This window comes from Phytohabitans kaempferiae, from assembly GCF_042433955.1.
GTDB lineage: Bacteria > Actinomycetota > Actinomycetes > Mycobacteriales > Micromonosporaceae > Phytohabitans > Phytohabitans kaempferiae.
Genome location: NZ_JBHLUH010000042.1, coordinates 22,080 through 45,255 on the forward strand (window position 1 = coordinate 22,080; position 23,176 = coordinate 45,255).

Annotated in this window: 20 protein-coding genes and 1 riboswitch; of the genes, 10 read left to right on the top strand and 10 right to left on the bottom strand. The window is 68.0% G+C overall.

Annotated elements, in window-relative coordinates; translation table 11 throughout:
* Positions 1–22: 22 nt before the first annotated feature.
* Positions 23–1,897: a UvrD-helicase domain-containing protein gene (locus ACFFIA_RS21570; RefSeq protein ID WP_377253417.1), complete on the top strand. Its 1,875-nt coding sequence runs from the start codon at positions 23–25 to the stop codon at positions 1,895–1,897.
* Positions 1,898–2,079: 182 nt separating this feature from the next.
* Here ACFFIA_RS21570 and ACFFIA_RS21575 read toward each other — a convergent pair whose 3' ends face one another.
* From ACFFIA_RS21575 to ACFFIA_RS21610, 8 genes are all read right to left on the bottom strand, one after another.
* A complete protein-coding gene (locus tag ACFFIA_RS21575; protein ID WP_377253418.1) occupies positions 2,080–3,072 on the bottom strand; it encodes a hypothetical protein in 993 nt (330 codons plus the stop codon).
* A gap of 835 nt (positions 3,073–3,907) precedes the next feature.
* Complete coding sequence (locus ACFFIA_RS21580) at positions 3,908–4,792, bottom strand: DUF2637 domain-containing protein (RefSeq protein WP_377253419.1); 885 nt, start codon at positions 4,790–4,792, stop codon at positions 3,908–3,910.
* Positions 4,793–5,940: 1,148 nt separating this feature from the next.
* Positions 5,941–6,270 (bottom strand): hypothetical protein, encoded by a 330-nt coding sequence (locus ACFFIA_RS21585; RefSeq protein ID WP_377253420.1) that lies wholly within the window; start codon positions 6,268–6,270, stop codon positions 5,941–5,943.
* Positions 6,271–6,739: 469 nt separating this feature from the next.
* Entirely contained in the window at positions 6,740–7,192 is a 453-nt protein-coding gene (locus tag ACFFIA_RS21590) for a hypothetical protein (RefSeq protein WP_377253421.1), read from the bottom strand.
* A gap of 20 nt (positions 7,193–7,212) precedes the next feature.
* On the bottom strand, positions 7,213–7,848 hold the full coding sequence (locus ACFFIA_RS21595; RefSeq protein ID WP_377253422.1) for a hypothetical protein: 636 nt from the start codon (positions 7,846–7,848) through the stop codon (positions 7,213–7,215).
* A 500-nt stretch (positions 7,849–8,348) separates the two neighbouring features.
* The gene (locus ACFFIA_RS21600; protein WP_377253423.1) at positions 8,349–8,720 is read right to left on the bottom strand and encodes a transposase; all 372 of its coding nucleotides are present in this window, start codon (positions 8,718–8,720) and stop codon (positions 8,349–8,351) included.
* Entirely contained in the window at positions 8,698–9,090 is a 393-nt protein-coding gene (locus ACFFIA_RS21605) for a group II intron maturase-specific domain-containing protein (RefSeq protein WP_377253498.1), read from the bottom strand. Before ACFFIA_RS21605 ends, ACFFIA_RS21600 begins: the two co-directional genes overlap by 23 nt.
* Positions 9,091–9,413: 323 nt before the next feature.
* Positions 9,414–10,259, bottom strand: a complete 846-nt coding sequence (locus ACFFIA_RS21610) for an oxidoreductase (RefSeq protein ID WP_377253424.1) — start codon at positions 10,257–10,259, stop codon at positions 9,414–9,416.
* 122 nt (positions 10,260–10,381) lie between these two features.
* On the opposite strand from ACFFIA_RS21610, the gene ACFFIA_RS21615 reads away from it, so the two are divergent.
* Both ACFFIA_RS21615 and ACFFIA_RS21620 read left to right on the top strand, forming a co-directional pair.
* Complete coding sequence (locus ACFFIA_RS21615) at positions 10,382–11,296, top strand: LysR family transcriptional regulator (protein ID WP_377253425.1); 915 nt, start codon at positions 10,382–10,384, stop codon at positions 11,294–11,296.
* A 430-nt stretch (positions 11,297–11,726) separates the two neighbouring features.
* Positions 11,727–11,845, top strand: a riboswitch (SAM riboswitch).
* Between the two features lie 40 nt (positions 11,846–11,885).
* Entirely contained in the window at positions 11,886–13,106 is a 1,221-nt protein-coding gene (locus ACFFIA_RS21620) for an aminotransferase class V-fold PLP-dependent enzyme (protein WP_377253499.1), read from the top strand.
* Positions 13,107–13,112: 6 nt separating this feature from the next.
* Here the strand turns inward: ACFFIA_RS21620 and ACFFIA_RS21625 are convergent, their stop codons facing one another.
* Complete coding sequence (locus ACFFIA_RS21625; protein ID WP_377253426.1) at positions 13,113–14,126, bottom strand: YeiH family protein; 1,014 nt, start codon at positions 14,124–14,126, stop codon at positions 13,113–13,115.
* Positions 14,127–14,196: 70 nt separating this feature from the next.
* Between ACFFIA_RS21625 and ACFFIA_RS21630 the strand changes: the two genes are divergently transcribed.
* The 4 genes from ACFFIA_RS21630 to ACFFIA_RS21645 all read left to right on the top strand — a co-directional run bounded on the left by ACFFIA_RS21630 (position 14,197) and on the right by ACFFIA_RS21645 (position 18,721).
* Complete coding sequence (locus ACFFIA_RS21630; protein WP_377253427.1) at positions 14,197–15,126, top strand: LysR substrate-binding domain-containing protein; 930 nt, start codon at positions 14,197–14,199, stop codon at positions 15,124–15,126.
* Between the two features lie 97 nt (positions 15,127–15,223).
* Positions 15,224–16,381 carry an acyl-CoA dehydrogenase family protein gene (locus ACFFIA_RS21635; protein ID WP_377253428.1) on the top strand — a complete coding sequence of 386 codons (1,158 nt, stop codon included), beginning with the start codon at positions 15,224–15,226 and terminating at the stop codon, positions 16,379–16,381.
* Positions 16,374–17,552: a thiolase family protein gene (locus ACFFIA_RS21640; RefSeq protein WP_377253429.1), complete on the top strand. Its 1,179-nt coding sequence runs from the start codon at positions 16,374–16,376 to the stop codon at positions 17,550–17,552. The genes ACFFIA_RS21635 and ACFFIA_RS21640 overlap by 8 nt, the downstream gene beginning before the upstream one ends.
* Complete coding sequence (locus ACFFIA_RS21645; RefSeq protein WP_377253430.1) at positions 17,549–18,721, top strand: CaiB/BaiF CoA transferase family protein; 1,173 nt, start codon at positions 17,549–17,551, stop codon at positions 18,719–18,721. Before ACFFIA_RS21640 ends, ACFFIA_RS21645 begins: the two co-directional genes overlap by 4 nt.
* Before the next feature lie 57 nt (positions 18,722–18,778).
* Here ACFFIA_RS21645 and ACFFIA_RS21650 read toward each other — a convergent pair whose 3' ends face one another.
* A complete protein-coding gene (locus ACFFIA_RS21650) occupies positions 18,779–20,314 on the bottom strand; it encodes an ABC transporter substrate-binding protein (RefSeq protein WP_377253431.1) in 1,536 nt (511 codons plus the stop codon).
* Positions 20,315–20,644: 330 nt separating this feature from the next.
* Here ACFFIA_RS21650 and ACFFIA_RS21655 point away from each other — a divergent pair, with 330 nt between their 5' ends.
* The 3 genes from ACFFIA_RS21655 (at position 20,645) to ACFFIA_RS21665 (ending at position 23,170) form a co-directional block, all read left to right on the top strand.
* Complete coding sequence (locus ACFFIA_RS21655) at positions 20,645–21,295, top strand: TetR/AcrR family transcriptional regulator (protein WP_377253432.1); 651 nt, start codon at positions 20,645–20,647, stop codon at positions 21,293–21,295.
* Positions 21,296–21,420: 125 nt separating this feature from the next.
* On the top strand, positions 21,421–21,963 hold the full coding sequence (locus ACFFIA_RS21660) for a cysteine dioxygenase family protein (RefSeq protein WP_377253433.1): 543 nt from the start codon (positions 21,421–21,423) through the stop codon (positions 21,961–21,963).
* Positions 21,964–22,030: 67 nt separating this feature from the next.
* Positions 22,031–23,170: an NAD(P)/FAD-dependent oxidoreductase gene (locus tag ACFFIA_RS21665; RefSeq protein ID WP_377253434.1), complete on the top strand. Its 1,140-nt coding sequence runs from the start codon at positions 22,031–22,033 to the stop codon at positions 23,168–23,170.
* Positions 23,171–23,176 lie beyond the last annotated feature (6 nt).

Sequence of the window (23,176 nt, forward strand, 5' to 3'; positions counted from 1 at the left end):
GCACGAGTGGCTCCCGTCGGGAGTGGACGAACTCGAGCAGGCGGCCTGGGCCGCCGTGCGTGCCAGCCATAGCGCGTGCGTCATCGCCGGTCCGGGCGCCGGCAAGACCGAACTGCTTGCGCAACGGGCCACCTTCTTGCTTGAGACCGGCCAGTGCCCTTCCCCCTCCAGAATCCTGGCGATCTCCTTCAAACGCGACGCCGCCGAGAACCTACAAGCTCGGGTCGAGAAGCGATGCCCGCCGCACCTGAGCCGCAGGTTCACCTCCGTCACCTTCGACGCATTCACCAAGAGCATCGTCGACCGGTTCGCGCCCACGCTGCCTGCACGGTGGCGGCTACCGAACGGATACGGCGATATCGCCGTCATCACCAAGGCGGACGTCAAAGGGTTCCTCAGCCGTCACACCAACTCGGCAAAATGGGGCCGAGCAATCGCCACGATAGACCCGGCGACCTTCGAGAGCACGGTGCTCGGCCAATGGCGCCTGCCGGTTGAGAAGTCCATCAGCCAGAGCGTCGATGAGTTCGCCGCCGATTGGTGGTGGTTTGATCAACTCCGCAACCGCGCCCCGGAGCCGGCCAACCTGTCCTTCACCATGCTCAACCGACTCGCCGAGCTGATCCTGCGCCACAACCCGCTCCTCCTTCGAGCGCTCAGGCACACCTACCCCTACGTCTTCATCGACGAATGCCAGGACACGAGCTTCGCTCAGTATGACTTCCTGCTTTCCGTCTTCGGCACCGACGGTGTCTGTGTCACGGCCGTCGGCGACGACAAGCAGCGGATCATGGGGTGGGCCGGGGCCGTGCCCGACGTCTTCGCGATGCTGGGGAAGGACTTCGGCGCCGGGCGCACCCAGCTTTTGTGCAACTACAGATCGAGCCCCGAACTCGTTCGGATCCAGCACGTGCTGGCTCAAGCGCTCGACTCCTCGGTCGAGGCCGTTCAATCCCACCAGATCGCCGCCATCGACGTTCGAGACGCGGCCCGTATCTGGTACATCGACTCGATGCAGAACGAGGCCCAGTACATTGCCGAACACGTGAGCGAGGACATGATCCGACGGACACTACGCCCCAGGGACTACGGACTGCTTGTCCGGCAGAGGGCCGAGGACTTCGAGCCGTTGCTTGCGAACGAGTTCGCCAAAGTGGGTCTTCGGGTCCGCAACGAGGCCCAACGCATCGGACGCACGACCCTACAGGACCTCGTCGTCGAACCACTGGTGGGGCTCTATCTCGGCCTGCTTCGGCTGGCAACCCGGAAGCGCGATCGCGACACGTGGGTCGCCGTCGCCGAGACCATGCGGCACCTACGGGGTGACTACCCCGACGCGGACACCCCGAGCCCGGCCCTTGGCAGGCAGGTGGCTGCGTTCGTAAGGGATCTGCGCACGCACCTGTCCAGCACGCCGGTCGGCGCGAGGGCTTGCGAGATCTTGCTAACGAAGATAGATGAGTTCGTCGACCTCCGGTCTGTCGCCAGAGCGTTTCCGATGTACCGCAGCGGTGACGCGCTGGCGATCGCACGAGAGGCGATGCGGCTCCACCTGGCAAAGTCTGCGAATTCGTGTCAGGCGTGGGCCGAAGCGCTCGACGCGTTCGAGGGGACCCATTGCGTCCCCCTCATGACGGTCCACAAGAGCAAGGGCCTTGAGTTCGACACCATGGTAATGATCGGCCTCGACGACAAGACGTGGTGGAGCTACACCCCCGACAACCCTGAAGGGCTGGCCACATTCTTCGTAGCGGTATCCCGAGCCAAGCAACGCATCGTGATCACCCACTGCTCGCAGCGAGGCACCCGCGCACAAGTTGCTCCTCTCTTCGACCTCCTACGGACGGCGGGCGTAACCGAGACGGACCTCGCGGTTCCCGCCCTGAGCCGGACATAGGAAACGATGGCTCGGCTCGCGACCGCCAGCACATGGTGTGAGCCGTCGAGCTCAAGCGTCACAACACCCCAGTCGATGAGAAGATGACCTCGCGGCGGGGCTGTCCGACGGTTGGCCGGCGAGCTGATCACCCTGTATCAACAGGGCGCCATCGATCTGGATAACAACGCCGGAGTGTCGTACTACTTCCGAGGTTTGATGCTCAGCAGCTTCGGCTTACCGCCATCGAACGTAAAGGACGCGTCATACTTTCCGCTGATGGGGTCGACCACGTCTTTCTTGCTGAGGAAAGTCGAGATGGCGTACTTGCGAGTCATCGCATAGTTGCCGAGAATGTGGACTATGCCGGTATTCTGGTCAAATGTGCGCTCTACGTTAAGCGACGGGTCGCCATCTACGGTCCAAGTTACCTCATCTGAATTGACCTTGTAGTCCTGGACGGGGCAATTATCCGGCATTGGCGACCTCCGGGTGTTCGCACATTGCTGAAACCCGGCCCGTATAGAATCAGAGGCACCTGCAGCGGTGAGTCCTGGATCCTGCTTACGTATCTTGGGTTCGTCGCCCGGAGGGATGCGTTCAAATCGAACCCATACGGTCTTCCCTTCGGTCAACTGAACCTTGCCCCAGAAGGGAACGATGTCCTCCGTATACTCCGCTTTGCCATCAAGCTCGTAGGAGACCGTCATGACTACCAGTCCGAGAACGTGGAAGTATCGGTCTTCCTCGCTGTAGTGAATCTGTGCCCCGTCACGTGGATTGCCATGAATATACCAGTGCACCTTCGTTGCTCGGTCTTTCCCTGAGAGGTCGATCCCCTGGGGACAGTAGCTCGGACTAAGCACCACTTCTCTGGCACACTGTTCAAGCTTTGCGACAGTCTCGTCAAGAATTGCTCCCGATTCTGCGCCTTCCGGGAATTTGTCGCTCTTCGTGGGATACGGCGACTGGTGTGGATTGCACGCATTGAATGTGCAGACAATGGCTAAAAATAGAATCAACGCGCCAAGAGCAACGACCGGGATGGGAAGAGATCCAGAAGCTTGAGGCGGTCGAGCCACCTCATCTTGCGGCGGAGATGTATCCGATGACTTCGGGGGGTTGTTTTGGATGTAGACCGTTGAGTCTGTGATGTTGTAGCCATCGCGCCCGGGCTGGTTGTGCTGGTCGGCCATCTAGTCGAGTCCTATGCGTCCCGGTTGTTGACCCTAATGGTGCTGTTCGAGATGTTGTAGCCGTCACGTCCGGCGACACTCCATTGTCGGGTCTGATGAGCAGGCTTCGGTCGCGATCTCGGGTCGTGGGGCTCGATGATGTTGGTCTCTTCCTGCGTCGAGCGTCTGCCGTGGCGGTATGCGAGACCTGCCAATGACCCGAAGACCGTAATAATTGAGACGTAAACGGACATAATTTCAGCCCAGCTTGCACCTCGACCTAGACCTTGCTTCGACAGAAACAAGGTCAATCCGAACAGGGCAATGATGCCCGCTCCACCTACGGAAATCATGATCCACCGCGTGCGTCCCGACATGCTTGCCATCATCTCGCACTCGGGCAACCGGAATCAAAATTCGCGTTCTGAGTCGACCATGCAAATTCCCCTCCACCTGAGCCGGATGGTGGCGGGGGTCCGCCAACGACGACTTGACGGCCGAATGACTTGCCAGCCATTTCACGGCGGTGGTGGGGGTGGATGTCGAGGATTCGGCCAGCAGCGCGGGTGGGATCTCGGCGGCGAGTCGGAGGCGTGCGGCCTAGCGCATCGCGCGGGTGTTGATGCCGCTGCGGCGCACTCGGGTGGAGATCGCTATGGGGTGGGATGCATGCCGGCATGGAGGGCTGGCGATCAGCCGCTGGTTGGGTAGGTGAGGGGCCGGTGCCGCCGTGGCGGCGGTGTGACAGCTTGGTGATCAGGTGGCGAGTCGGCACCTGTTGAGTCGGCACCGACAACGAGCCACTCTGCCACGACCGGCCCGGCGGCGCCCCAAGCTGGGTTGGCGGGACGCCGTCTCATGCTGCTGCAACGGGTAGCGATTCTGGATCGCTTTGGGTGGGTGTCGGGACAATCGAGGTCACATCGTGCTCAGCTCTGAGGATCTTCAAGAGTAGCGACGCTCGCTCGTTGGACACACCGTTCCCGTCCTCGCGCATCGCGTTGGCCAGCGCGTCCCGGGAAAGGGATCGGCCCTCGCGGTGCAGCACCGCGAGGGCCGCCCGCGCCGCGGGCACTAGGTGGGCCACTGACCGGATGTCAACCGGCGCCACCCGGCCCGAGTCGCCGGCACGCCCCGCCGCGCCCCGGCCGGCGTCGCCCGGGGTGTCCAGCGTCGCCTGTGCGGGTGCGTCGGTCAGGCTGGTCGCGGACAGGTTGGTGGCCTCTGTCCGCTCGGCGCGGACGGTCCCGGACGGCGTCGGGTCGTCTCGTCTGGTCTGCTGGACGGTCCCGGGGACGTCCGGGACGGTGGGGGACGTCCGCTGATCGTCCCGGACGGTCATTCGCTGATCGACTCGGGTGTGGTCGATCATGGAGAACAGCAGCTTCACCGAGACCAACATGGACACCGCCGGCCACCCCGCGAGGGCCTTGCCGATCGGGTCGGCGCCGCCCACCGCGACGTTCGCGGCGAGGCTGGCCAGGGTGCCGACGATGAGCGCGATCCACGGGATCCAGCCGGTTGGGCGCCCCGCGCGGCGCTGCGCCACCAGGTAGAGGCTGGCGACGATCTCCAGCCCGTCAACGCTGATCGGGAACGCATACGACTTCCAGCCGAGCTGACCGTGATGGAGGGCCAGCTCCCGCATGTGTGCGAAGCTGACGGCGCCCGCGACGAAGGCGAGGCCGCCAACGAACAGGGCGGTCAGGATCAACAACAGCTTGTCGGTATTGAGCTTCATCGTGTCACCTCCTCTGCGGTCGTGGCCGACGCGAGCAGCGTCGACAGGTCCTCAAGGACTCGCTGAGCCTCATCGGCGGGCATGAACAGGTGCAGGTCACCCACCTGCACCCGCAGGTACGGCGCACACTCCCACGGCGCGCATGCCTCGGTAAGCCAGGCGGTACCGTCGCGTGCGGGCAGCCAGGATGCCGCCCGGAGGCGGAGTGGTATCGGAGCTGACTGGTGCTCGCCAGCGGCGCCTGCGCGGTACCCGTCGCGGGTCGTCGCGGCCGGGTCAGCGGTACACAGGTCGGGATGGCACCAGGCTGGATGCCTTACGGCACAACGGTTTTCGGCAGAATCGGCGGCAGATCGAAATATCTGGCTTTTTTCGGTCATTGACTACCGTCCGAAACCACACCTGGCCGCCAGGGCGCACGACGATGCGCCCGCGCTGGATGCTGCTCCGATGTGGACAGCCTGACCAGGCTCAGTGGGTGCGGCGCGTTCAGAGGCTTTGAGCATCGGTATCGGGCGGTTGGGGCACGAGTCGGACTTACCCAGTCCAGACACTCGGTCCGCACGGAGCGGACCCAGCGTTCCGCGAACGCGTTCGTTTCGGCGCCAGCGGCGGTGTCTTGAGCGCCTGGATACCGGCCGGGGCGAACATCGCGTCGAACGCGGCCGTGAACCTGTTGTCGCGGTCGCGGATGAGGAACCGGAACCGCCTGGCGTGTTCGTCGAAGTCTATGAGCAGGTTGCGGGCCGCCTGGGTGACCCAGGCGGCGGTGGGGGGTCGGGTACCGGTGCGGACAGCCGCAGTAGACCAGCCTGGCGCAGCAGCCGCCGTGCCCGGTCGGGGCCGGTACCGAGCGCTTTAGCGGCGCGGCGTACCGGTACGGTCCCATCCGGGTTCTTTCTCATGCGTTTCACCGCTTCGATGAGTTCGGCGTCGGTACGCTGTGTTGACCTCGCCCCCTGATGCTGGGCAGCAGCCAGCAGACCGCAGAGACCACACTGCCCGGAAGCGGACGCCACCCGGGGGGAGCGTTGGGTGGGGGATGAAGGAGGCGGCCACGTTCGCGGTCACCGACACCACCGCCCCCAACGCCACACCGGCGTAGGCCCAGCCACGCCCGGACCGCTCCGGCCCGGGGACCGGTCCGTTCACCACGGTGGTTCCTCGTCCCGCAGTACGGCTATCGCGTCAACCGGTTCAAGGCAGTGCAGTCGTACCCGCGCGTCCCTCCACCGCCCGTACACGTTCGTAAGTTGACAGAGGCTGCCGTTACTGACGTAGGGCTGGCTGGACCACGGCCGCCGGATCAGACCCAACACCCGCGACCAGGCCGACAACTGCACGTGCGTGGCTACCTCCACGTCCAGAGCGGACCCACGGGTACCGGCGGATACGTCCACCCGTACCGGCTCCGGCAACCGCTGCCCGATGATCACGTCCGCCGTCGCGGCCAGCAGCACCGCCACGGACGGCCCCACCGGCACACCATCCCGACCGCGTTCTCACCGTTGTCGCTGTTGTTGTGCTCTCACTGTTGAAGAGACCTGCACCCCGGCCGACCATACCGAACCGGCCTACACCGTCTCGATCACGAACGCGACCAGAGGCGAACGCCGAACCAGCCGAAAACGCCCCGGATAGGGGCGCAGCCCGGATAATCGGCATGAGTGCTGGGACGCCGAAGTGCCACATCGGGCGGGCGCCCGATCGCTGCCAAACGACTAGGCGCCCGTGCGTTCCGGGCACCCGCCTGGCCCGTACCAGCCCGGCAGTCGGTGCCGGGATCGATGGTGCGGGCCGGGACCACATCCGGCGCCTTGCGCTCACCAGGACGATCCGCAGACCCGAGCCGCCGCGTCAGGGCAGGCGGGCATGCGCGGGCGGGCCGACCGTCGTCGTCTGGCTTCGGTGGGCAGCACGCAGGTCCGTCAAGATCGGAATGTGTTTCTATACGATGGGCTCGCGGTGGTGCCCTGGCGTGATCGGGCATTGCCAGACCGCGATGTCATCAACGACAGTTGCGGTGAGCATATGTGCGTGTCCAGGACACCGGGGCAACGGCTGTCCCCACGCAGCTTCTACTGCATGATCTTGGATCTGCGATGCCATCGCCGCAATGGCTTCCGCTTCAGGTACATCCAAGGAGTAGTAGACCGTCACCGTTTCCGTTTCGGATTCTCCGTCAATATCAAGAACAACGGAAAGATTCGACGGCTCTGGGTATTGTGGTGGAACCGGCGCGCCCGGCGGATATATTGACTCGAACGTTAGCGTCAATCCGTCTTCTGGCGCAATTCTTGCAGCACCCTGGGGCTCTATCCCGTGAATACGCCAAGCGGGACCGTCGTGGCCCAGGCGATCGAGAATCGCCTGAGCCACGACGCGCACGCGATCAACCAATGCGTTGATTTTTTTCCTCGCTACTGGGTGAGTGCCAGGCTTCCTGCGAAAGTCAGTGTACCAGTGCCACCCGATCCGACGTTGTGTCGGAAGGTCATGTAGTCCTGGTAATCAACGTAGCTGTACGAAATTACCGGAGTCATCGTGCCATGGATGGTGTAGGAAGGGGGAACGTTGTGCGGGGCGTTCTGCGGCTTTGCGGCTCCGTTGAGCCACCAGCGTAGGCCAGTTTCGTTGACGTTACCCACCACGATGGCCTGCACTGCTGCCGAGATTCGGTATCCCCATGGCAGGGTTCGAGTGCTGGCACAGTTGTACTGGACACTGAAGGTGCCGTTGCTGTCCTGGAAGTTGGCCCCTTCCCCGCAGTTCAACGGCCATGGAGCCATGGCAACCATGCCAGCGTTCCGGACCTGCTTCGATGACACCGCGAAAACGTTTTGCAGTTTGTCTGCCTCCGCCTTCGAGATGCCCTTGTCGAAGGTCAGCGAAAGCGTTGTGTACTGCCCTTCGATGATCAGACTCTTGACGGTAGACCCAGCAGCATCTTGGGCGTGGGCCGGTGCAGCGCTTGCGCTGAGCGCGAGCGCTAGCGTGATGGCCGCTGCGCCGACGAACCGGAGCCCTCGATGGACTACGCCTGTCTGTGTCCGCACGCGGTTTCCCTCCTTCGCAATGGACGGGACTGACGGCATGCCAAGGCAACCATTGGGCTGCCAGTCCCGATGATCGCCATTCCAGCCGCATTGACATCGTAACCAATCGATGATGAATGCGCTTTCCTGCCCTGTTTATAACTGTCAATAGCTGGACATAAAATCTGATCGCAGGGTGACATCCGGATTAGGCCATCTGCACCGAAAGGCGGACAAGCTGACATGAATTCCATCACGGAAGCGACAATGTCACGATTGGATAACGCGAAATTGCTTAGTGGAGTGGCGCGGAGCCGCGCTTCGGGCTGGGTGGCTCACGTGTAGCGAATGGCGGTGGTGACCGGTGACCGGGAAACCTGATCGATGACCTTCTATTCCGCCCCTTCGGCGCGATTACCTACGCTGCCCGGGACACATCTGCGGAAGGCTCGACAGCGACCGTACGCGCCTGTGCCAACAGCCCGGCCAGCAGCCGCGCTACAGAGGTTGAATGGTCAGGGTTACGGTAGTTCGGGGTCGAGGCTCAGACCGGTGTGAGTGAGGAAGCTGTTCAGCAGGTCGGGCCGGTACTGAATTCGTTTGAGCCGGTTGTTCACCACAGCGGCGAGGTGGTCCACGCCGGTCACGGCGAGGTTGCGCAGGCTGCGTTTGACGTGGGACCAGACGCCCTCGGTCGAGTTGAGCTCCGGCGCGTAGGCCGGTAACTGGATCACGTGGAGCCACGGCCGCGCCGCGGCTAGGTCCTGCATCGCGGAGCTGATGTGGGTGTGAAAGTCGGCCCGAAGCGCGGTGCTGGTCTTTCGACCGGTCCGTTTCTGCGGGCCGCTTCCCGCACCCGGCGTGCCGCTTTCACGGAACCGGGCGCTCCGCAAGTCCGGTATGGACGGTGTTGTTCGTCATCTGCCTGGCCAGGGGCTGGGGATGACTGATCCCCGGTAGTGGTATCGGGTGATCGACACCGTGGCCGGGTTGAACAGTTCCCTGTCCCCGGTGGTGGGCCACCAGCCGCCGGAGCAGTAGCGGCGGCGGAGGTCCTTCCAGTTTTATCCGGCGGTGTTTGCGGCGCAGCCATCTGATCACCCGGTCCCAGGTGTAGGAGCTCAGGTACTGGAAGGTGGCCTTGGACACGCCGGGCCGGAAGTAGGCGCACCAGCCCCGCAGCATCCGGTTGAGCTGGATGAGCAGGACGTCAAGCGACAGGCTCGTGCTCGTCCGCCGGGTCCACGTCTTGACCTTGCCCATCACGGCCGTAACGGCCTTGCGGGACGGGTAGGTGTAGACGTATCGCCGGTTGGTGTTCTCCCGGCCGAGACGATCAAGGACGAGCTGATCACAGCGATGTCGCAGTCGAAGGGGTCGCTGACCGCACCACCGCTGGCCGCGGCGGCGACGCAGGTAGCCGGTACGGCCGCCATACCCGCGAATGATCGACTACCTCGAATTCATCATGGCGCCCGCGCATGGGCGACCTACAACGCGCACGGATGCTCTTCGACCGGGCGCGGGCGGCCAGGAACGCCATCGACCGGGACGAGTGACGCTGCGGCGCGAGCGGACTCGGGCGCTCACTCCGTGTCGAAACCGGTCCCCCGGGAGACCTTCTCCCACTCGGCGAGTTCGGCGCGGACTGAGTCCAGGTGCGCGGTCAGGATGTCCACCGCATCGCCGCCGAGGGCCAGCCGGAGCGGGGTCTTCGGAGCGGCCAGGGCCAGCCGGATCGCAGCCGCGGCCTTCGCCGGGTCGCCGGGCTGGCTGCCGTCGCTGCCCTGCACCATCTTCCGGGTCGCACCGACCGTCGCCGCGTACGCAGGGTTCTCCTTCGAGAAGTAGGCCGCGTCCCTGCCGAACAGGTTGGTGCGGAACGCGCCGGGCTCCACTATCAGCACCTTGATGCCGAACGACGTCACCTCGTCGGCCAGGCCCTCTGACAGCTGCTCCAGGGCGGCCTTGGTCGCGCTGTAGGCGGAAAACCCGGCGAAGGACAGCTGCCCGCCGATGCTGCTGATGTTCACGATCGACCCGCTGCCCCGCTGCCTCATCTGCGGCAGCAGCGCCCGGGTCAGCCGCGCCGGGCCGAAGACGTGCAGCTCGAACAAGGCGCGCAGCTCCTGGTCGGTGGTCTCCTCGAACGCCCCGACCTGCGTACGGCCAGCGTTGTTCACCAGTACGTCCACCCTGCCGTAGCGGGCCAGGATGTCGGCCGCCGCCGCGTCGATCCGCTGGCTGTCGGTGATGTCCAGGCTGATCGCCTCCACCTGGTCGGGGTGCGCAGCGACCAGGTCGTCCAGCGCCTCGGTCCGCCGTGCCGTGCCGATCACAATGTCGCCGGCGGCGGCCGCAGCCTCCGCGATGGCCCGGCCGAAGCCGCTGCTCGCGCCGGTGACCAGCCAGACCTTGGCGTTCGCGGTCATGTACCTCTCCCTCGTCAACTGCCGTTCCCTCGTCAACTGCCGTCCGGGCCTCACCGTCGACAGGTCCCATCTTTCGCCGGGCGCGGCGACACGTCCAAGATCGGCCGTGATAACCATGGGTTATGGACGTCCATGGGCGCGATCTGCGCTACTTCGCCGCGGTCGCCGAGGAGTTGAGCTTCACGCGGGCCGCTGAGCGGCTGTTCGTCTCTCAGCCCGCACTGAGCAAGCAGATACGGATGCTGGAGAAGCAGCTCGGTGCGGTCCTGTTCCAACGGGACCGGCGGACGGTGCGGCTGACCGCTGTGGGGGAGTCCCTGCTGCCGCACGCTCGCACAATGCTGTCCGGCTGGGAGGCCGCACGGGCGGCGGTGGCGGCCGCGAAGGCCGCCGAGAGGTGTGCCCTGGTGATCGGCATGTCCACCAGCCCGGGCCGTGGGCTGCTGCCCGCCCTGCGGGCCCGGCTGGTCTCCCGGTATCCGGGCTTCCGGCCTGTCCTGCGCCAAGTCAACTGGGCCGATCCCAGCGCTGGGTTGGCGGACGGGTCGAGCGATGTCGCCTTCGTCTGGATGCCTCTGCCGGACGGCGACCACTACCGGTACGCGGTGGTGGCCCGCGAGCGGCGGCTGGTCGCCCTCCCGAAAGGACACTCCCTGGCGGCGCGGGCTGCTTCCGACCGCGACGGGGCAGTGGACTTCGCCGACCTGCTCGACGAGCCCTTCCTGGCCCTCCCGCCGGAGGCTGGACCGTTGCGGGACTACTGGCTGGCCCTGGATGCCCGAAACGGCCGCGAGCCCAGGATCGGCGGGGTCATAGGCAGCGCCGAGGAGACCTACGAGGCGGTCGCCAACGGTGCGCGGGTGGTGCTGCTGGCTACCGGCAACGCCCCGCTGGTCGTCCGGGACGAGGTGATCGCCGTGCCGGTCCGCGGCCTCTCTCCGTCCGCGCTGGCGGTGGCTGCTCGCCGGGACGACGAGCGGCCCGTGGTGCTCGCCTACCTCGCCGCGGCGGGTGAGGTTGGCCCCAGGACGTCTTAGCCTTGATCCACCGATGAATGTGGTGCGGGATCGGCGTGCCGGACGCGATGGTGCCCTCCGAGCTGGGGAAGATCGAAGTTCTTCACGCTTTGATCGTCCAGTTGAGAGGGCATCTCGCGGGTGAGGTTACTACATGACACTGGCATGGTCCGCGCATCGTTTGACGATCCGAATCTGGTGTCGTGTGCCGGGCTGGAGCCGGTGATGCCGGCGCAGTCGTGTGGTCTGTGCACGTAGATCGCCTCGGGAACACCGCGGGCGGCCAGTGCCGGGCGCAGCGCACCGACTCGCTGTACAAGCTGAGCCAGCCCGACCACAGCGAGACAGCCCGGCGCAACACCAACCTGTTCACAGCAGGGATCCGCACCGACGGATCTTGGTAGCGAAGCCTCCGTTCATGCTGCATCCGCCGGGTGGTATGTTCGGTGGCGGTCAAGAGTGTCAGCGTCAAGCCCCGGCTCGCTGACCGGCAACCCTCGTGTTCACGGTGGGGTGCCCCGGGTGACGACCAGGCCCGCGGCCGAGCCGCGTCGCGGGTAAGCGTGAGCTTGGAGGGCTTTCCGTGTTGCTCGATGTTGTCGGTGCTGATCTGCCGGTCCGGTTGCGTTCGGGGGAGAAGGCGCGCTTCGTGCATCTTGACTACGCGGCGTCCGCGCCGTGCGTTCGGGCCGCGGCCGATGCGGTGGAGGGGATGCTTCCGTGGTACGGCAGTGTGCATCGCGGCGCTGGTGTGCGTTCCGGTAAGTCCACTTTGGAGTATGAGGTGGCCCGGCAGGCGGTTGGTGATTTTGTCGGTGCCCGGGCTGGTGACGCGGTCGTGTTCACTCGTAACACGACGGACGCGTTCAACCTGCTGGCCCGGGTTTTGCCGGCGGGCGTGACGGTGGTGGTGTTCGAGGGCGAGCACCATGCCAACCTGCTGCCGTGGTCCGCTGTGGTGCGCCTGCCCGTGCCGTGGGGGCCGGACGCGGCCGTCGAGTCGCTGGAGCGGGCGTTGGCGGGGATCGCGGGGCAGGTGGTGTTCGCGGTGACCGGGGCCAGTAACGTGACCGGGGAGGTCTGGCCGGTCCGTCGTCTGGCCGATGTCGCCCACGCGTACGGCGCCCGGGTGGTGGTTGACGCGGCGCAGTTGGTCCCGCACCGGGTCGTCGACATGGAGGCTTTGGGCGCGGACTATCTGGCGTTTTCGGGGCACAAGCTGTATGCGCCGTTCGGTGCTGGTGTGCTGGTGGGTCGTTCCGATTGGCTGGACGCGGCTGAGCCGTACTTACGTGGGGGTGGCGCGAGCGTGGCGGTGGGCGATGGTGTTGGCGAGGTGACCTGGGCGACGGGGCCGGCGCGGCACGAGGGTGGTACGCCGAACCTGCTGGGCGCGGTGTCGCTCGCGGCGGTGTGTACCGCACTGGTGGGCGCCGACCGGGCCGCGTTGGAGAGGGGTGAGCGGGATCTGCTGGCCCGGTTGTGGGAGGGGCTGGCAGAGGTGCCGGCCGCGGTGCCGGTGAGTCTTTTCGGCGCGGAGCATGAGCGGGTGGGTATCGTCTCGGTTGCCCTGCCCGGCCATGATGTCGGCGAGGTCGCGCAGCGGCTCGCGCTCGACCATGGTGTCGGGGTGCGGGCGGGGCAGTTCTGCGCGCATCCGCTGGCTCGCCGCCTTGCCGGTTCCGTGGCGTCGGGTGCTGACGACTGCGGTGCCGGGCCGGCGGCGTTGCTGCGGATCAGCTTCGGTCTGGGCACCGTCGCCGAGGACATCGACCGGGTCGTGGCCGCCCTCGCCCAGGAGACTGGCGGGCTGGACCGTCGGGTGGTATGACCGGCGTCAGCCGGTCAGTGTGAGTCCGGCGAGTGACAGGCCGGCCAGCAGTGTCGTACCGAGTGCTCCGGCCATCAGGGCGCGCCCACCGCTGCGGGTGAGGGCGCGCATGTCGACCGCGGTGCCGAGTGCGAACATGGCCATTGCCAGCAGGAGGCTGGAGGATGCCGCGGCGGCGTGCAGGACCGGATCCGGCACCAGTTCGGTGGCCCTCAGCGCGGCCATGGCCACGAAGCCGGCGACGAACCAGGGCAGGATCGGCGGGCGGGGGCCGCTCTCGCCACCTGCGCGTCGGCGGGCGACCGCGACGAGCGTGACCAGCGGCGCGAGCAGGGCGACGCGGCCCAGCTTCACGACCACCGCGGCGGACAGAGCCACCGTGCCGGCCATGCCGCCGATCGCGACGACCTGGCCGACCTCGTGCACGCTCGCACCGGTCCACAGGCCGAGCGTGGTCTCATCCAGCCCGAGCAGCAGGCCGAGGAGAGGTACCACCGCCAGGCAGAGCGTGCCCAGCACGGTCACCACCGCGACGGCGGTCACCGTGTCCTCCTCGTCGCCGTCGGCGACCTGGTTCATCGCGGCTACCGCGGACGCGCCGCAGATCGACACACCGGTGGCGACCAGCAGGGCGCGGGCCGGGCTCAGCCCAAGGCGGCGCCCGCACCACCGGGTTGCCAGAAAGCCGGCGGCCACGCTGAACAGCACGACGGCGGTAGGGCCGAGGCCGAGCCGGCGGATGTCCGTGAGGGCGAGTTGCAGCCCGAGGAGGACCACACCGGCACGCAGCAGGGTGCGGGACGCGATGCCGAGCCCGGTGCGCAGCCGGTCGTGGTAGCCGCCTACGGCACGCAGGAGTACGCCGAGGACGATGGCCACGATCATCGGGCTGGCCGGGCTGGCGAGGCGGTTGACGCCGTACCCGGCCAGCGCCGCGCCCGCCGCGAGGAGCAGCCCGGGTGCGGCGGCCCGGAGCCGGTTCGTGGCGGCCGCCGGGCCGGTCCGCTCGCGCAGGGGCATGTCTTCAGGCTGGGTGGATCACAGTCCGGGGAGTAGTGCCTGGTCGCGGGCCACCCCATAGCCTGTGGCTATGAGTCAGCTACCGGATCTTGAGTCCCTGCGGTTGTTGGTACGCGTGGCGGAGCTCGGCAGTCTCGGCCAGGCTGCCCGGGCCGTGGGTATGGCCCAGCCCTCGGCTACCAAGCGTCTTGGCGCACTGGAACGCCGAGTGGGGCTGCCGCTGGTGGTACGCACGCCGCGCGGCTCGACACTGACAAACGACGGCCGGGTCATGGTCGGCTGGTCGGTGCGGTTGCTGGAAGCGGCCGACGAGTTCCAGGCGAGCCTGGCGGCGTTGCGCGAGGCGCGGGTGGCACAGCTGCGCATCGCGGCGAGTATGACCGTCGCCGAGACGCTGCTGCCCGGCTGGCTGCACCAGTTGCGTCTGCGCGAGCCGGACGTGCGGGTGGGCCTGACCGTGGTCAACTCCGCAGAGGTGGCCCGGCTGCTGCTGGTCGACGAGAGCGTCGACATCGGGTTTGTCGAGGGCCCGAGTGTGCCGGCCGGGCTCGAGCACCGGACGGTCGGGCACGACGAGCTCATGGTGGTGGTGTCGCCGCGTCACCCGTGGGCCCGCCGCCGTCGGCCGCTGCGGGCGAGCGAGCTGGCCGCGACGCGGCTGGTGGTCCGGGAGGTCGGTTCTGGCACTCGGGACACTTTGGAGGCGGCCCTGCGCGACTTCGACCCGGTGCCGGCCCATCTGGCCCTGGGGTCGAACGCCGCTGTGAAGGGGGCGGCCGTGGCGGGCAGCGCGCCGGCGGTGCTCAGCCGGTACGCCGTCCAGGCGGAACTGGCCACGCGGCACCTCGTCGCCGTACCCGTGGAGGGCCTGTCCCTGGCGCGCACCCTGCGTGCGGTCTGGCCGCGCGGGCGGCGGCTGACCGGCGCGGCGACCGCGTTGCTACAGGCGATCGACCCGGCGGCCGCGCCGCGCCGGGTCCGTCACGATCGTCCGGACTAGACCGGACGGTCGGTCCAATGTCTGTTAGTGTGCCTCGCACGGCCGCACCCGTCCTCGCGCGGCCGATCGGGATGCTGCTGACGGGACGGAGGGGCCGATGGACCCACAGGAATACGAGAAGTTCCGGCGGGACGTGTTCGCCGCGATCTGGCGCGACCTCGACCCGCTGGAAGCCGAGATCGAAGACAACGAGTCGATGCCGATGGACCGGCTGATGCCGATGCTGCGCGACATGGGCGCGCTCGGTCTGCTGGTGCCGGCCCGGTACGGCGGCAGTGGGCTGACCATCGAGCAGTACCTGCCGATCATCGCCGAGTTCGCGAAGGTCCAGGGCGGGATCCGGGTGCTGGTGCACGTGCACAACTCGTTCGCCCACGCGCTGTCGGAGATCGGCTCGCCGGAGCAGTGCGCGGCGATCCTGCCGGGGACGGTGACGGGGCAGACGTCGGTGGCGTTCGCGCTGACCGAGCCGGACCACGGGACGGGCGCCGACCTGGGCACGACCGCGACCCGGGACGGCGGCGTCTACGTGCTGGCCGGGAAGAAGTGGCTGATCACCAACTCGGACATCGCGTCGCACTTCATCGTGTTCGCGCGAACCTCGCCGACCGAGGTGTCCGCTCTGGTCGTGGAGCGGGACCGGCCGGGCCTGTCCATCGAGCCGCTGCCGGAGACGATGGGCTGCAAGGGCGGCGAGCACGGCGTGCTCACCTTCGACGGGGTACGGGTGCCGGCCGCCAACCTGATCGGCGCCGAGGGGGAGGGGCAGGCCCACCTGGAGCGGGCGCTGGAGATCAGCCGTGTGTTCATCGCGGCCAGTTCGTTGGGTACCGCGCAGCGGGCCCTCGATCTGAGCCTCGAACACGCGCGCCGGCGGGTGACGTTCGGCAAGCCGATCGCCGCCCGGCAGGCGGTGCAGCGCTACCTGGCCGAGATGGCGACCGACGTGTACGCGCTGCGGCACATGCTGCTCGACGCCGCCCGCAAGTGGGACGCCGGCCAGCGCATCCCGTTGGAGGCGTCGCTGGTGAAGCTCTTCGGGCTGGAGGCGGTCGGCCGGGTCACCGACCGAGCGCTGCTCGTACACGGCGGCATCGGCTACACCCGACGCACGCCGATCGAGCGGCTCTACCGGGACGCGCGGCTCAACTGGCTGGAGGAGGGACCGCCCACCATCCAGTACCTGGTCGCCGCCCGCGAACTCGTCGGCGGGTACGAGTGGGCGGACGCCTTCGCCGGGGGCCGGCATGGCTGAGGCGCTGATCGTCGACGTGGTACGCACGCCCTCTGGCAAGGGCAAGCCGGGCGGGGCGCTGTCCGGTGTGCACCCGGTCGACCTGCTCGCCGGCGCGCTCATCGCGCTGGTGGCCCGGGCCGGCCTCGATCCGTCCGATGTGGACGATGTGATCGGCGGCTGCGTCACCCAGGCGGGGGAGCAGGCGATGAACATCACCCGGCAGGCGGTGCTCGCCGCGGGCTTCCCGCAGAGCGTGCCGGCCACGACGATCGACCGGCAGTGCGGCTCGAGCCAGCAGGCGGTCCACTTCGCCGCGCACGCGGTTGCCAGCGGCGCCCAGGACGTGGTGATCGCCTGTGGTGTGGAGTCGATGAGCCGCGCGCCGATGTGGTCCAACTGGCTCGACCGCGACCCGTACGGCCCGGGCGTCGCGCGCCGTTACCCAGAAGGGCTGGTCCTTCAGGGAGTGTCGGCCGAGCTGGTCGCCGCGCGGTTCGGGCTGGACCGGGAGGCGATGGACGCGTACGCGGCCCGCTCACAGGCCCGTGCGGCGACCGCGCAGGCAGAGGGCTGGTTCGACGGTGAGCTGGTGCCGGTCGTGACCGGGGAGGCCACGGTCGCCCGGGACGAGACGATCCGGGCGGGCGTGACCACCGAGGCGCTCGCCGGGCTGAAGCCGGCCTTCCACGACGACGCGGCCAGCGTCCGCTTCCCGGAGATCGGCTGGCAGGTCACCGCGGGGAACTCCTCGCCGCTGACCGACGGCGCGTCGGTGGCGCTGGTGGTCAGCGAACGGGCGGCCGAGCGCCTGGGACTGCGCCCGCGAGCCCGGGTGCACGCCACCGCGGTCGCCGGCGACGACCCGCTGCTGATGCTGACCGCGGTCCTGCCGGCTACCCGCAAGGTGCTGGCCAAGGCCGGGCTGGACGCGACCGACATCGACGTGTGCGAGGTGAACGAGGCGTTCGCGTGCGTGCCGCTGGCGTGGCAGCGGGAGTTCGGCGTGCCGGACGACCGGCTCAACCCGTCCGGCGGGGCGATCGCGTTGGGCCATCCGCTGGGAGCCTCGGGCACGCGGCTGCTGGCCACCCTGCTCGGCGGGCTGGAGCGCGGTGGCGGGCGATACGGCCTGCAGACCATGTGCGAAGCCGGTGGCCTGGCCAACGCGCTCGTCGTGGAGCGGCTGTGAGTGCCGGCGACGCCTCCGTGGGCGGTGCGCTTGCCGGCGTACGGGTGCTCGACCTGTCCCGCCAGGCTCCCGGGCCGTACTGCTCGATGCTGATGGCGGACTTCGGCGCCGACGTGATCCTGGTCGAGCCGCCGGGCGGGTCGACCCGCGGCGCCGAGACCAACGTGTACTGGGAGCTGGAGCGCGACCCGTCCGTGAGCCGGCTGGCCGGCCTACGGCGCAACAAGCGCAGCATCATGCTGGACCTCAAGTCCGGCGAGGACCGGGCGGTGATGCACCGGCTGATCGCCGGCGCCGACGTGCTGCTGGAAGGGTTCCGGCCCGGGGTCGCGGCTCGCCTCGGCGTCGACTGGCCGGCCTGCCACGCCCTCAACCCTCGGTTGGTGTACTGCTCGCTGACCGGTGCCGGGCAGGACGGGCCGGGGGCCCAGGCGGCCGGCCACGACATCAACTACCTGGCACAGACCGGTGTGCTGGAGCTGATCGCCGATCGGGAGGGGCGGCCGGTCATCCCGATCAACCTGGTGGCCGACTTCGCCGGCGGTGGGCTGATGGCCGCGTACGCCGTCATGGTCGCGCTGTTGCACCGGGAGCGGTCCGGCGTCGGGCAGCGCGTCGACCTGGCCATGGTCGACGGCACGCTGTCGCTGCTGACCCATGCCGCCAGTCTGTACTTCGCCCGGGATGCCGACCTTCGCGCCGGCAGCTTCTTCCTTTCCGGTCAGTTGCCGCAGTACAACGTGTACCGGTGTGCCGATGGGCGCTGGGTTGCCGTCGGTGCGCTGGAGCCGTGGTTCTACGACGAGCTGATGCGGCGGACCGGTCGGGCGGACCTCACCGGCGCGCATCGCGATCCGGCCCGCGCGGAGGTGGTCGCCGACCACCTCGCCGGGTGGTTCGCGGCGCGCGGCGGCGCGGAGGCGGTCGCGCTGCTGGAAGGGGAGGACGTCTGCGTCACGCTGGTCGCCACGTTCGACGAGGCGATGCGGCTGGCCGAGGAGCGCGGGATGATCGCCCGCCTCGCCCCGGAGGCACCGATGGTAGGCGCGGCGGCGAAGCTCTCCGCGACCCCGGGCCGGGTCTGGCGCCAGCCGCCGGAAGTCGGCGAGCACAGCGACGAGATCCGCGCCGAGGTTTCCGGGGGACGCGCCGAGGTTTCCGGGGGATAGGCGACGGCACCGGCCGGTGTCCCTAGCGGGGCGCCGGCCGGTGCCTTGACCTCACGGTCAGCTCTTCGGCTTGACCCAGGAGGGGTTGATCATGCCGGCGGGGTGTCCGATGAGGCCGGTGAGGTCCGCGGACATGGCCACCGGCACCTGTAGGGCGTAGAGGAACGCGGCCGGAGCGTCCTGCATCAGCTTCTTCTGCGCGTCGCAGATCAGGCCGGCGCGGACGGTCTCGTCGCCCTCCTGGTTGAGGGTGTTGACCATCTGGTCGAACTCTGGGCTGTCGTAGTAGCCGCCGTTGTAGCCGGTCGGCGGGAAGTTCGCCTTCAGGTAGTTGCGCAGCGCGTGCCCACCGTCCAGGAACACCGAGCCCAGGCCCATGATGTAGATGTCGAGGGCCGCGTCCTGTGGCGGCGTGTAGACGGTCGCCAGGTAGGTCGGGAAGTCGGTTGGGTTGGCCAGGTCGACCTGGACGCCGGCGGCGCGCAGGTCACCGGCGACCGCTTCGCCGATCTTGTAGTCGTTGAGGTAGCGGCCGTTGGGTGCGCCCATCCTCAGCCTGAGGTTGGTGGCGCCGGCATCGGCGAGCATTTGCTTGGCCTTGGCGGGGTCGTACGCGTAGTTGTTGGCGTCGCATGCCCCGAACGTCCACGGCACCACCGCGGACTTGAGCGGCTCGGCGGCGCCGTACGCGAGCACCTTGACGATCTGGTCGCGGTTGATGGCGTGGCTGAGCGCCTGTCGCACCGTCGGGTCGGCCAGCTGGGGCGCCTGCTTGCTCTGGGTCTTCATCACCAGTTGCACGGCGTTGGTGGCGTTTACCAGGGTCAGCTCGACCGAGTCGTCCTCGCGCAGGCTGGCCAGGTCGGTCCCGGGCGGGTCGAGGATGATGTCGGCGCCGTTCGACTTCAGCAGTGCGAGCCGGCTGGTCGCCTCCGGCACCACCTTCCAGATCTGTGTGGCGAAGGTGGGCTTGTCGCCCCAGTAGTTCTGGTTGGCGGTGAGCGTGAGGCGGTCGCCCTTCACGTTCTCCTGGAACACGTACGGCCCGGTGCCGACCGGGGCGACGACCTGCTGGACGCTGTTCGGCGCCTTTCGCGTGCCGTCGGGGGAGACGATCCCGCCGACCGGCAGGGACAGCGCCCGCGGCAGGGCCGGGTACTTGGACTTCAGGTTGATCCGTACGTGCGTGTCGTCGATGACCTCGGTGCTCTTGATGACGACCAGCGCGTCCGGCCGTGCCTTGACCGTGTCTGGGCTGTTCACCCGGTCCAGACTGAACTTCACGGCGGCGGCGTTCAGTGGTGTGCCGTCCGAGAAGGTCACGCCCTCTCGCAGGGTGAACTCCCAGCTCATGCCGTCCGGCGCGGACTCCCACTCGGTGGCCAGCAACGGCGTGAGCGTGCCGTCCACGTCGAGCTTGGTGAGGGACTCGACGACCTGCTGGAGGCGCTGGATGACGCTCGCCGAGACCTGCGCCTGCGGGTCGAACGTGTCGATGTCGGCGCCTACGGCGATGGTGAGGGTGTCGGTGTTTCCGGAGCCGCCCGACTCCGCGCCGGTGGTGCATCCGGCGGTGGCCAGGGCTACGGCCAACGCGGCTCCCCATAGTCGACGCATATGAATTGCCCTTCTTGTGCAGACCAGGGATATCGCAAATGACGCATATTGGCACCGGGCGAGCGCCGGGCGCCGGGCGTGTGCGGCGAGTCGCCGACCACGCCCCGTGCGGGCGTGGAGGGGACGTTACACTGGACCGGACGTTCGGTACAGCGTTGCGAGATGGTTTTACCGGGCCGTCACGCAGGTCCGCGAGCTGTCCGGCTGACTCGCCGTGCGAGGTAATCCGGTGCGTCGATGTCTGCGCTATGATGCCGCGCCATCGGCACCCCGCTCGGGGACGACATCTGGGCCAAGGAGGACGCGTTGGCAGCGAGCCGACCGACGAAGGAGGCAGCACGGGGCCCTGTCGGCCCGCCGGAGGGCGGTGGCGCGGCGGAGGGTGTGGTGCTGTCGGCTCGGGAGCGCATCCTGCGCACGTCCGCCGAGCTGTTCGCGCGCAACGGATACCACGCGACCGGCATGGCGGAGTTGTCGGCGGCCACGAAGCTGAGCCGCGGGTCGCTCTACCACCACATGGATGGTAAGGAGTCGATCCTGTACGAGATCTGCCGGGTGCAGATCGACAACATGAACGCCCAGGCGGCCGAGATCGTCAGCCGTGGGTTGCCGGCGGCCGACACCCTGCGTCTGCTCGGCCGTGCCCTGTTGCGCAACATCAGTGACCACCTCAACGAGTGGTCGGTGTTCTTCAAGGAGTTCCAGGCGCTCTCCGGTGACCGGCGGTCCGAGGTCGTGGCGGCCCGCGACCGGTTCGAGCAGTACTGGCTGAGTACCGTCCGCAACGTGGTGCCGGAGGGCTCGGACGTCGACGTCTCGCCGGTGTTGGTCAAGGGGATCCTCGGCATGTTCAACTACGCCTACCTGTGGTTCCGGCCGGACGGCAGGCTGAGCCCCGAGCAGACCGCCGATGTCTTCCTCGACGTGCTGATCAGGGGCCTGCACCCGGCCGAGTAGCTCCCGATCCATAAGCGGAGCTTTGACACCGCCAACCAAGTCGTGGCTGGCGGCACCAGATCGGCCTGCCCAGACTGGGCTTGCGGTCCCGTACCGACGGGGCCGGGAGTTCCGGGAGGGTGGGCATGACGGCTGCACAGCGGTTGACGACGCTGGTCGAGCATGTGCGGGCGGCAGCCGGTCGGGTCTGCCCCCCGGAGCGGACCGCGTCGCTGGTCGGTGAGGCGCTGCGGGCGTACCTGCCGACCCGTGACGTGCTGACGCCGGCGCAACTGGCCGGCGACCCGGACAGCTACACGCAGCACATCCTGCACGTCGAGCCGGACGGGCTCTTCTCGATCGTCGCGCTGGTCTGGCTCCCCGGGCAGGCCACGCCGATCCACGACCACCTCTGCTGGTGCGTGGTCGGCGTGGTGGAGGGCGTCGAGTCCGAGGTGCGGTACCGGCTGACCGAGCGGGACGGCCGGGCGTGCCTGGTGGAGGACGGCGTGGTCGAGAACCCGTCCGGGAGCGTCTGCGGGTTCGCTCCACCCGGCGACATCCACCGCGTACGCAACGTGGGGACCGGCACCGCCGTCTCCATCCACGTGTACGGCGCGGACATCTCCCGCGTCGGCACGAGCATCCGCCGCCGCTACGACCTGCCGGCCGTGCCGGCTTTGCGGTGACCGCACTGTACCGACCGTCCGGTCCAAGATACCCTCGGGACACCTGTAACGGAGAATGGGAGCCAGCGTGAGCACACCTCCGCGCAGCGTCGACACGCTCGTCATCGGCGGCGGCCTGAACGGCGTCGGCGTGGCCTACTACCTGGCCCGCGAGGGCGTCACCGACGTGCTGGTCGTCGAGGCCGAGGATCACGGCTCCGGCGCGACCGGCGGATCCATGGGCAACATTCGCCAGCAGGGCTTCGGGCATCCGCTGGAGATCGAGTGCTCGCGCCGCGGCCTGGCGTTCTGGAAGAACGTCGAGGAACTGCTCGGCTACCCCTGCCTCTTCCACGAGGACGGCTACCTGCTGCTCACCGGCGACGAGAGCACCGCGAGCATCCTTCGCCAGCAGGCCGACCTACAGATTTCCATGGGCATGCCGGACGTTCAGTTGCTCGAACCGGACGAGATCGCCGAACTGGTGCCGTTCATCGACCCCGAGGGCCTGATCTGCGGCTCGTGGACGCCCAAGGACGGGCACGTGATGCCGATGGACGGGCTGAGCGCGTTCATCGGCGCCGGACGCGAACTCGGCGTCAAGATCCAGAAGCGGTGGCCGGTGACCCGGCTGGAACGCAAGGCCGACGGCTGGCACGCGTACGGGCCGGACGAGATCGTCGCCCAGCGGGTCGTCGCCGTGGCCGGGTGGGGCAACCGCGAACTGCTTCAACCGTTCGGCGTGGATCTGGACATCTACAAGGCGACCCACCGTGCGGTGCTGACCGAGCCGGCTTTCGTCGGCACCCGGATCCCGACCGTCATCGACGTCGACACCGGGATGGCGGTGGAACGCGAGGGCGAGACGCTCATGCTGGCCATGCTTGGCCGCAACCCCGCCGCCCGAAACCACAACCATCTCGTCGAGCTCTTCGTCGAGGCGGCCGCCGAGCGCGCGCCCGGGCTGGCCGACCTGAAGATCGTCCACGAGCTGACCGCGTACCCGGCGCTGGGCGGCGACGGGCACCCGTACGTGGGCCAGGTGGAGGAGGGGCTGTGGGCGCTGGCCTTCGCCGGACACGGCGCGATGCACGGCCCGCCGGTCGCCGAGGCGCTGGCTAAGTCCATCGTGGACCGTCCAGACCCGACACTCGACCTCTCGCCATGGGACGTGCGGCGCACACCTGGCGAGCGGACCGTGCTGTGGCGCCGCAACGCGACGTCCTGACCCAGG